This window comes from Thalassolituus alkanivorans, from assembly GCF_020447205.1.
GTDB classification, from domain to species: Bacteria; Pseudomonadota; Gammaproteobacteria; order Pseudomonadales; family Oceanobacteraceae; genus Venatoribacter; species Venatoribacter alkanivorans.
In genome coordinates this window covers 408,107-419,017 of record NZ_JAJAEL010000039.1, presented here as the reverse complement: position 1 = coordinate 419,017, position 10,911 = coordinate 408,107, and the positions used below count along the sequence as shown (strand labels likewise).

Below are 10,911 nucleotides of genomic sequence, written 5' to 3'. Positions count from 1 at the left end.
CGTCATTCATTTAGCCCGCTAATATCACTCCTCTCTCCTTGTTCTGAGAAAAACTAGCTCTCAGCAGGACCTATTCAATTAGTGTCGACAGGCCCTAAGGATGACTTACAGGCTGATGTCTGATGACGCTACTGCGTCATCGCTCAGCCCTTCCTGCAATTGTTTCCAGCTCAGGCCTTTACGCCGGGCTTTGTCTTCGGTATCTGCCACAGCGGCTGTACTTTTCCGCGCCAGCAGCTGGGCGGCGACCGATACTGCTACTTCCATCGGTAATTTCCCGCCGACCTGTGGCAGGCCGATGGGCATGGTCAGTTGCGCCAGTTGCTCAGCACTGAACCCGGCATGCTGCAAACGCAGGGCAAAGCGCTCGGTTTTGGTTTGCGAACCAATGCAGCCAATAAAACGGAAATATGTACGCGCCAGTGCCGCCTGTAATAATTCAAAATCCAGCTGATGATTATGGGTCAGAATCACCAGCTCACTGCCTGCAGGCAGTTTTGCAATCATATCGACCGGTTCCGGCAGGCAAACACAATCAATATTGGCGGCCAGTGTATCTGCCGGCGGAAATTGTTCCGCGCGGTTATCCACCCAGATAACCGGCTGCTCCAGCCCGCCCAGAATATTCATCAGAGCTTTGGCCACATGACCGGCACCAAAGACCACCAGTGGTGCAGTCTGCAACTGAAATAATTCCAGCAGTACGCTGACACTGCCGCCACAGCACTGCCCGGCTTTGGCTGCCAGCGGAATTTTCTCCATTTTCTGCAAGGCAAGCGGGCCTGTTTTACTGAGCTGCGTACTGACTGTTCCGGCGGTTTCAGCCAACCATGCCCGCGCTTTCTGAATTAACTGAAATTCAAGCTGGCCACCGCCCAGGGTGTCAAACTGATCCTGAGCGGTGATGACCATCTTACTGCCAGGATCGCGCGGTACAGAGCCGGCACTGCCCATCACCGTGGCAATGACATAAGAGTCGCTGCGTTGCTGGCAGCGGGCAATTGCATCGTACCAGCGCACAAATTTCATGCTTTGCTCTCCTGCTGACAAAACATCACCGCATTTAATACCCGCTCAGGGGTTGCCGGGGTATCCAGCGGCGGACTGATTGTATAATCCGCCACACTGGCGACCGCATCACGCAGAGCACACCAGACGGCAATGCCATGCATAAATGGCGGCTCGCCAACGGCTTTCGAGTTATAAATAGTATCTTCAGCGTTAGCGCGGTCGAACAGCTGCACATTAAAGTGTGCTGGAATATCAACCGATGTCGGAATTTTATAGGTCGCTGCGGAGTTGGATTGCAGACGGCCTTTATCGTCCCACAATAATTCTTCCGTGGTTAACCACCCCATGCCCTGAATAAAACCGCCTTCTATCTGGCCAATATCAATCGCCGGATTCAGCGAACGGCCAACGTCGTGCAGAATATCGGCACGCAGCACTTTATATTCACCGGTCAGGGTATCAATTTCGACTTCGACGCAGCAGGCGCCAAACGCAAAATAAAAGAACGGACGCCCACTGGCAGTGTCGCGGTTGTAATGAATTTTTGGTGTGGCGTAATAACCGGTGGTCGAAAGGGATACGCGGTTCTGGTACGCCAGAGTGACGAAGTCGGCAAAGGAGATCCATTGCGCGCTGTTCTCATCGGCACCGATTACCACATGGTTATTGATAAAGCGTACGTCGCCAGCATTGACCTGATAATGCTGCTGCGCAAACTGCACCAGTCGCGATTTAAGAATCTGGCAGGCATTCTGCGCGGCCTTACCATTTAAATCCGAGCCGGATGACGCCGCCGTCGGCGAGGTATTCGGTACCTTATCGGTCGCTGTGGCACTGGCCTGAATCATATCGATATCAAGATCGAACTCATGGGCGACTACCTGGGCCACTTTGGTAAATAACCCCTGCCCCATCTCGGTACCGCCATGATTCAGGTGAATCGAACCATCGGTATAGATATGTACCAGCGCACCGGCCTGATTTAAAAACTGAATGGTAAATGAAATACCAAAACGCACCGGTGTTAATGCCAGGCCGCGTTTTTTCCAGCGGTTAGTACGATTAAACTCGGTAATGGCGGCACGGCGTGCACGGTAGTCACAATCCTGTTCCAGCTGTTCAACCAGTTCGGGTAAAAAGAAGTCTTCTACCGGCTGGCCATAATGGGTACTGCCGCCGTCGCGGTAAAAGTTGGCCTTACGTACATCCAGCGGATCTTTACCCACTTTACGGGCAATGTCGTCCAGCATGGCTTCGGCAAAGATCATTCCCTGCGGACCGCCAAAACCACGGTAAGCAGTATTCGATACGGTATTGGTTTTACAGCGGTGACCGATGACACGGGCATTATTCAGATCGTAGGCGTTGTCCACATGGAACATCGCACGATCAACAATGGCATCGGATAAATCCGGCGAGTATCCGCAAAAACCGGCCAGCTCAATATCAGCACCGAGAATTTTACCGTTTTCATCAATGCCCAGCTGATAGCGGTTATAAAAGTCATGGCGCTTGCCGGTTAATACCATATCGTCCTGACGGTCGAGGCGCATTTTTACCGGACGGTTCTGGCGCCGGGCAAAAACCGAAGCGATACAACCCCACTGTGCCGCCTGGGTTTCTTTACCGCCAAAGCCACCGCCCATGCGCCGCACTTCAACCTGCACATGGTTGATTGGCAGGTCCAGCACTTCAGAAACCAGTTTCTGAACTTCCGTCGGATGCTGGCTGGAGCAATAGAGTTTAATACCACCGTCTTCGGCTGGCAGGGCGTAGCTGATCTGGCCTTCCAGATAAAAATGCTCCTGCCCTTTTACATACAGCTCGCCACTCATCTGTATCGGCGCTGCCGCAATAGCAGACGCAGCATCACCTTTCTGCATACTGTGTGCAGGACGCACAAAAGCATTCTGCTGCAACGCATTCTGAATGGTTAACAATGCCGGCTGTTCTTCATAGCTGACCTGCGCCAGCAACACTGCGCGCTTGGCCTGCTCAAAGCTTTCTGCCAGCACGGCAAATAATGCCTGACCGTGAAATTCCACCACGCCATCGGCAAATATCGGATCGCCTTTAAATACCGGGCCAATATCTTTTTCACCGGGAATATCCTCCAGTGTAATCACATCGACCACACCCGGCGCATTGCGCACGGCGGTTAAATCGAGCGACAGAATTTTGCCATGGGCAATGGTACTTTTTCCGACAGCAGCAAATAAGGTTCCGGCCAGCTCCGGCATATCATCAATATAGGTTGCCGTACCCAGGACGTGTTTTTCGGCGCTTTCATGCGCCAGCTTACTGCCGCTTTTACCTTTTGCCGGACGCTGGCGACGTGCTTCCCAGGGCGTTACTTTTGAAGAAACGTGGCTCATGCTGCATCTCCTGCCTGTCCGGCTGTTAATTCCAGATAGCTTTTCAGCAACAGATTACGCGTAACCTGCAGACGATATTCTTTACTGGCGCGAACGTCCGACAGCGGCTGATAATCCTGGCCGATGAAGTTCGCAGCCTGTAAAAACGTATTTTCAGAAAACGGTTGGCCAATTAATGCCTGCTCGGTTTTCTGTGCCCGTAATGGCGTAGCCGCGACACCACCGCAGGCCAGACGTGCATTTTTTATAATGCCGTTCTGCACATCCATAAAGAGTGCAAACATAACCGCAGAAATATCATCGTCGTAACGCTTACTGATTTTATGCAGCGTCAGCGATTCGCTGCTCTGTAATTTATTAATGCGTATAGCGCGTAAATATTCACCGGGTTGCAGCACGGTCTGTTTATAACCCAGATAAAAATCATTAATGGCAACCTCACGGCGGCCATGATTTCCGTCAATTTCCAGCGTCGCATTTAACGCTAAAAAAGCGGGGGGCGTATCGCCAATCGGTGAAGCATTAGCAATATTGCCCCCCAAAGTGCCCATATTGCGGATCTGGCGTGAGCCAATTCGATGCAAGAGCTGAGCAAACGAAGGAAAAAGATCAGCCAGCTCATGCTCAGCCTGACTGTAGGTAACACCGGCTCCCAACCATAACTGCTCGTCCAGCACCTGTGTCCGGGCAAGCGTGCTGATACGGTTAAGACAAATAATGGTGTCGAATTGTTTAAAGCGCTGGGTAATTTCCAGGCCCACATCAGTACCACCGGCCCACAGGCAGGCATCCGGATAGTCGCGCAGCAACGCTTTCAGTTGCTCTTCAGTTAATGGCATAAATAAACGGCGGCCATCAACATCCTGCAGCGCCGCCGGAGAACCATCGGCCGGTACATCGCTTTGCGGGTTAAAGGTTTGCACGCCATTGTGGGCTGATACCTCGCTGACATCACAGGCTGGCAGTGCCGCCATTTTATGTGCGGCTTCGATAATCGGACGATAGCCGGTACAACGGCACAGGTTTCCGGAAAGAGCAGCGTGAATCTGCTCATCCGTTAACACGCTTTGCCGCACGTGCAGGCCCGTCTGCTGATACAGATTAGCCAGCGACATAACAAAGCCCGGAGTGCAGAATCCGCATTGTGAACCATGGCAATCAACCATCGCCTGCTGTGCCGGATGCAATTGTCCGGCGCGACCAATACCGGAAGGGGTTAACAGATAGCGTTCGTGCACATTAGCCATTAACGCAATACAGGCATTCAGTGTGCGGTATTCAATACCACGCTCTGTCATTTCACCCAGCATCAATGTGCAGGCTCCGCAATCTCCCGCTGCACAACCTTCTTTTGCATCAGGTTGCATCATCGTGGTGCGCAGGTATTTCAGAATGGTACAATTTGGATCAATTTTATTGTCTTCAATCCAGCGACCGTTTAGGTTAAATCGAATCACGCTTACACCTGTTTTCTGCCCGACAGCTCTGTTTATCCGTGCGGCCTGTACGCCCTGAAAGCGTATTCGCGGCGGCACCGCCCGACAGAGCTGAATTTCAGTAGAGAATTCTGTCCGGGGAATGCGTTGCAATTTCCTGACCAACTGGTCAAGCATATAACAAAACATGCTGAGATGCGTAGCTGCAGCATGTGGCAAGCTAATTGCTAACGATTTGTCCAAGTGGTCAGCTTTTAAATTTGAGGAATCTTAGTGCCAGCACAAGAATCAACCATGCGCCTGCATCTGAGCGGTATCCGCAAAGAGTATCCGGGCTGCCTTGCCAACGATGATATTGAATTGTTGGTGAATGCCGGCGAGACCCACGCCTTACTTGGGGAAAACGGCGCCGGCAAAAGTACCCTGATGAAGATTATCTACGGCGTAATCAAACCCGACGCCGGTAAGATTGTCTGGCAGGGTGAAGCCATTCAGATGAACGGCCCGGCTCATGCGCGCCAGCTGGGTATTGGTATGGTATTCCAACATTTCTCACTGTTTGAAACCCTCACCGTTGCCGAAAATATTGCCCTGAGCCTGCCGGCAGACGAAAGCCGGGACATGGAAGCACTGAGTGAGCGCATCCGCGAGATTTCCACGCACTATGGAATGGCACTGGACCCTGACCGCCATGTACATACGCTCTCGGTCGGTGCACAGCAGCGGGTCGAAATTGTCCGTTGCCTGTTGCAGGACATTAAGCTGTTGATTCTCGATGAACCCACTTCGGTTCTTACCCCGCAGGAAGTACGCGAACTGTTCCGCACCCTGAAGACCCTCGCTGCTGAAGGCTGCTCCATTCTGTTTATCTCCCACAAGCTCGACGAAGTGACCGAGCTCTGCAATGCCGCTACCGTATTGCGCAACGGCCGTGTTACCGGACGTTGCAACCCACAGGAAGTCAGCAGTGAAGATCTGGCGCGGATGATGGTGGGTGAAGATACTCCGCTGAATCAGAATTATCAGAAAGCCGAGGGCGGAGAGACCGCACTCAGCCTGAACAACCTCAGCTTTACCCCGGAAGATCCGTTCGGCGTTACCCTTAACAACCTGAACCTTAAGGTAAAAGCCGGCGAAATTCTCGGCATCGCCGGTGTTGCCGGCAATGGTCAGGACGAACTCTGCGCACTGCTCAGCGGCGAAGAAACCACCAGTCCTGAAAGCATCGAATTGCTCGGCCAGAATATCGGCGCCATGAGCCCCGATCAGCGCCGTCGGCTGGGTTTTGCTTTTGTACCCGAAGAACGTCTGGGACGAGGCGCCGTCCCCAATATGTCGCTGGTCGAAAATACGCTGCTCAGCAGCAGTCATCGTGATTTGAAAGCCAACGGCTGGATTAACTACCGCAAAGTACGCGAATTCGCCCGCGATATTATTGAAAAATATAACGTTAAATGCGCCAACGAATATGCTCAGGCGAAAAGCCTGTCCGGCGGTAATCTGCAGAAATTTATTATCGGCCGTGAAATAGAACAGCAGCCGAAATTGCTGGTGTGTTCTCATCCAACCTGGGGTGTGGATATTGGCGCTGCGATTTTGATCCGCCATGCACTGATCCAGCTGCGCGACGAAGGCGCCGCTATTATTGTGGTATCCGAAGATATTGATGAGCTGTATCAGATTTCTGACCGCATCGGCGCCATCTGTGACGGGCAACTGAGCCCGGTAAAACCAACCCAGGACGTGGGTATCGAAACACTGGGTCAATGGATGGCCGGTCAATTTGGTCACGACAGTGCCAATCCATCCTCGTTGGAGAGCGCACATGCTTAAGCTTGAAAAACGTCAGGCCGATTCCCGCCTGATGAGTTATGTATCCCCTCTTATCGCTATTGTGCTGACCCTGCTTGCCGGTGCGTTGCTGTTTTCTGTACTGGGTCATGACCCGCTGCACGCTCTGTATACCTTTTTCATTTCACCACTGACCAATGCCTATGGCTGGACCGAACTGGGAATAAAAGTAGCGCCATTGTTACTCTGTGCTATGGGTCTGACACTGTGTTACCGCGCCAAAATCTGGAATATCGGTGCCGAAGGCCAGTTTATTATGGGGGCTCTGGGCGGCAGTATGGCTGCGCTGCAGTTTCTTGATGCTGAAAGCCGCTGGGTGCTGGTGCCGATTCTGATTTCCGGCAGCATCAGTGGTTTATTGTGGGGAGCACTGGCGGCGTGGCTGAAAACCCGCTTTAACGCCAACGAAATCCTGACCACCATTATGCTTAACTACATCGCCCTGAACGCTCTGCTGTACGCCGTACACGGGCCTCTGCGCGATCCGGCCGGATTCAATTTTCCGGAATCTGCCATGTTTGCCGATGCCGCGCTGTTACCCCTGTTCAGCGACGATTACCGCCTGAATATTTCCATTCTGTTTGCGCTGTTCTTTACCGTGGTTATCTGGACGGTGATGGCGCGCAGCTGGGTTGGTTATCAGATTCAGGTACTGGGTGAAGATGCCAAAGCAGCACGTTATGCCGGTTTTAATACCAACCGTCTGACCTGGTTTGCCTTATTAGTCTGCGGTGCTCTGGCAGGCCTCGCCGGTGTTGCCGAAGTGACCGGACCGATTGGCCAGTTAATTCCTCACGTATCACCGGGCTATGGTTACGCCGCCATTATTGTGGTGTTCCTTGGCCGTATGCAGCCGTTCGGTATTTTGCTGGCCAGTATGCTGCTGGCTCTGACCTTTATGGGTGGAGAAATGGTACAGATCGAAATGAGCCTGCCAAAATCCCTGACCGGATTATTCCAGGGCATGCTGCTGTTTTTCCTGCTGGCTGCGGATCTTCTGATCAGCTATCGCATTGTCTTTCAACCTCGTACAGCCCGGGCCTGAGTCATGGATATCGATTTAATTACAAATATTTTATTTGCCACGTTCAAAACCGGCACTCCGCTGATTCTGATTGCACTGGGTGAGATGGTCTGCGAAAAGTCCGGTGTTCTTAATCTGGGTCAGGAAGGCATGTTACTGGTTGGCGCCGTAGTCGGCTTTATTGCGGCATCCGTTACCGGCAATTATTTTCTGGCAACCTTCTGCGCCATATTCGCCGGTATGGGTATGGCCTTTCTGTTTGGCTACCTGTCTATCACACTGGCTTCCAATCAGGTTGCAACCGGTCTTGCGCTGACCATCTTTGGTGGCGGTCTGAGTGCATTTCTGGGTACCAATTATATTGGTATTGGCCTTGAGGGCATTCAGGTCTGGTCGGTGCCGCTGCTGAGCGATATCCCGGTGATTGGCAAAGTACTGTTTCAGCACGACCCTCTGGTGTATTTAACCCTGGCGTTATTCGCGCTGGTTTTCTGGGTATTCCGCAGCACCCGTTTGGGGTTAAAAATCCGTGCTGTAGGTGAAAATCCGGAAGCGGCAAACGCCATCGGTATTAACGTACAGCAGATCCGTTTTATGGCCGTGCTTTTTGGTGGCGCCATGACCGGTCTGGCCGGCGCTTACCTGTCACTGGTTTACACCCCGATGTGGAGTGACGGCATGTCTGCAGGACGAGGCTGGATTGCATTGTCACTGGTTGTTTTTGCCAGCTGGAAAGCCGAACGTATTCTGCTGGGTGCCTATCTGTTTGGTTTTGCCAGTATTCTGCATCTGGTGTTGCAGGGAACACGTTTTGAAGTTCCGCCAAATATTATGGCGATGCTGCCTTATGCGGCCACCATTATTGTATTGGTCTGGCTTTCATCCGATGCGATAAAAACCAAAATGAGTGCGCCCAAGTCTATTGGTCAGCCGTACCGGCCATTGGCTTAAAAACTAGGGCCTGTTGACACTAAGTAAATCCGGCCTGCTGAGAGCCAGTTTTCTCAGAACAAGGAGAGAGGAGTGATATTAGCGGGCTAAATGAATGACGAACGACGATGTTAATGGGGAAAACTGGCCTCAGCCCGAAGGGTTATGGCTAAAAATCCCTCATCCTACGTTGCTGTTCGCTCGCTTAACCCGTTACCAATCTGTCTGGAACAGGTTGGCGTGCCAACCCCGAAGGGGTGAAGCACAGGGATGTACTGAACATCCCACACTCTCAGCACCTTGCCTGAGAAATTTTTAGCCGATAACAGGTCTGTTTAATTAGTGTCGACAGGCCCTAGAAGATACTGGCCTGATCTGCTGTTTACAGAACCGCAGACAGGCCCGATTCTCTGGTATTAATTCAGACGAAATTTATTTCTGAATAATGCCAAACCATTACCCGGTTAACGTTCCAGAAATGATAAAAAGACCAAAATGGTCAATGTTAAAAATAACAGGGAATTCATCTTTTAACGGATGAAATAAACGGAATTGATTGATAGATTGAGTGCGTTGATTAAACCAAATTCAAGCAACCTATTAGAAATAACACCTTGTAAAATCTGGAGAGAAAAAATGAAAAAGCAACTTCTGGCCATGGCCGTTATCGCTGCTGCTACCGGCACAGCCCAGGCAGAACAATTCTGGGCTGATAACAGCGTATCGTTACTGTACGGCGAAGACTACACCATGACCCCTAACAATGGTGAAAAAAACGCTGTAACCAACATGACTCTGGAACACGTTTCCGGTCATAGCTGGGGCAGCCTGTTCTTCTTCGTTGACCGTCTGGTTGGTGAAGGTGACTACAGCGAGACTTACGGTGAGTTTTCTCCAACGTTCACGCTGAAAAAATTTGAAGAAGGCAGCTTTGTAAAAGCTATTAATGCTGCTTTTACCTATGAATTCGGCTCCAGCACTACCAGCAAGTTCTTCCTGCCTGAAGGTGGCGCATATAGCCAAGATAACTACCTCTACGGTATTGGTGCTGACCTGAACATTCCTGGCATGAATTACTTCAGCACAACGTATTATTACTCTCAGCTTAATAACACTTTCACTAATGGTGATAACGACCATCAGCTGACTTTTGTTTACGGCTGGTCATCAGGCAACCTGAACATCGATGGTTTCCTCGACTGGTCTACAGGTACTGATCAGCATGATTCCGAGCTGAACTTCACCCCACAGCTTACCTATAACGTTGGCCCTGCTCTGGGTGTCAGCAACAAGGTAAAAGTAGGTGTTGAGTACAGCTACTGGAACAACAAATTCGGTGCCAAAGGCATGGAAGACAAAGACCGCGATCAGAACGCTGTCAGCCTGCTGCTGAAAGTACACCTGTAATCATCCGGGTGTGACAAGGGGAGCCAGGTGCTCCCCTTATTGTCTGTCAGCGGATTTATCACTACCCATGCCGGATATGATACTCTTAGGCCCTCACAGACTATGTTATGCCAGATTCTGTTCTTACTGGCGGGAAGTGATATGAGCACACAAAAATACAAGACCGGCGCTATTCGTGAGCGCAACAATGAAAATATTCTTGCCGCAGCCGAGCAGGAGTTTGTATTACATGGTTTTAAGGGTACCAGCATGCAGGCTATTGCTGACCGTGCCGGCGTTCCCAAAGCCAATATCCATTATTACTTCAAGAACAAGGGCAATCTGTATCGTGCCCTGCTGGAAAATATCCTGACCACCTGGAACGAAGTACTGTCCGATATTAATGCCGACAGTGATCCTGCTCATATTCTGAGCCTGTTTATCCGTACCAAGATTCGTCTTTCCTATACCCATCCGAATGCATCTAAAATTTTCGCCATGGAAATCATCCAGGGCGCACCTTACCTGAAAGATTATATCAGTGGTGCAATGCGCTTATGGGTCAGAGAGAAAACTCAGGTAATTCAGAGCTGGATTGATGCCGGTAAAATCCGTGCCGTAGATCCGACCCATCTTATTTTTATGATCTGGTCATCAACTCAGCATTACGCTGACTTTGAAACCCAGGTACTCGAAGTAACCAACAAGCGTCAGTATGAAGAAGAAGATATTCTGCGTATTGGTGATTTTCTTGAAGATATGATTCTGCGCGGCTGTGGCCTGACACCGCCAGGGCGTGCGGCCTATCTGGCGACAACAGATAATACAGAAACCAGCACAGAAGATACTGCTGCGGTTTAACCCATGCACTCACAGAACCCGCTCCGGGATTCTGTGA

Annotated in this window: 8 protein-coding genes; 5 read left to right on the top strand and 3 right to left on the bottom strand. The window is 51.0% G+C overall.

Features of this window, described 5'->3' with window-relative positions; genetic code table 11:
- Positions 1-105 precede the first annotated feature (105 nt).
- The 3 genes from xdhC to xdhA are packed head-to-tail and all read right to left on the bottom strand — an operon-like array spanning position 106 to position 4,843.
- Entirely contained in the window at positions 106-1,029 is a 924-nt protein-coding gene (gene xdhC, locus LGT44_RS17330) for a xanthine dehydrogenase accessory protein XdhC (protein ID WP_230332336.1), read from the bottom strand.
- Positions 1,026-3,386 (bottom strand): xanthine dehydrogenase molybdopterin binding subunit, encoded by a 2,361-nt coding sequence (gene xdhB / locus LGT44_RS17325; RefSeq protein WP_230332337.1) that lies wholly within the window; start codon positions 3,384-3,386, stop codon positions 1,026-1,028. The genes xdhC and xdhB overlap by 4 nt, the downstream gene beginning before the upstream one ends.
- A complete protein-coding gene (gene xdhA, locus LGT44_RS17320; protein ID WP_230332338.1) occupies positions 3,383-4,843 on the bottom strand; it encodes a xanthine dehydrogenase small subunit in 1,461 nt (486 codons plus the stop codon). Before xdhA ends, xdhB begins: the two co-directional genes overlap by 4 nt.
- Positions 4,844-5,116: 273 nt before the next feature.
- Between xdhA and LGT44_RS17315 the strand changes: the two genes are divergently transcribed.
- The 5 genes from LGT44_RS17315 (at position 5,117) to LGT44_RS17295 (ending at position 10,874) form a co-directional block, all read left to right on the top strand.
- Positions 5,117-6,655, top strand: a complete 1,539-nt coding sequence (locus tag LGT44_RS17315) for an ABC transporter ATP-binding protein (protein ID WP_230332357.1) — start codon at positions 5,117-5,119, stop codon at positions 6,653-6,655.
- Positions 6,648-7,718: an ABC transporter permease gene (locus LGT44_RS17310; protein ID WP_230332339.1), complete on the top strand. Its 1,071-nt coding sequence runs from the start codon at positions 6,648-6,650 to the stop codon at positions 7,716-7,718. Before LGT44_RS17315 ends, LGT44_RS17310 begins: the two co-directional genes overlap by 8 nt.
- 3 nt (positions 7,719-7,721) lie before the next feature.
- Entirely contained in the window at positions 7,722-8,648 is a 927-nt protein-coding gene (locus LGT44_RS17305; protein ID WP_145466529.1) for an ABC transporter permease, read from the top strand.
- A 615-nt stretch (positions 8,649-9,263) separates the two neighbouring features.
- Positions 9,264-10,034: a hypothetical protein gene (locus LGT44_RS17300; RefSeq protein WP_230332340.1), complete on the top strand. Its 771-nt coding sequence runs from the start codon at positions 9,264-9,266 to the stop codon at positions 10,032-10,034.
- Between the two features lie 141 nt (positions 10,035-10,175).
- Entirely contained in the window at positions 10,176-10,874 is a 699-nt protein-coding gene (locus LGT44_RS17295) for a TetR/AcrR family transcriptional regulator (RefSeq protein WP_145466531.1), read from the top strand.
- Positions 10,875-10,911 lie beyond the last annotated feature (37 nt).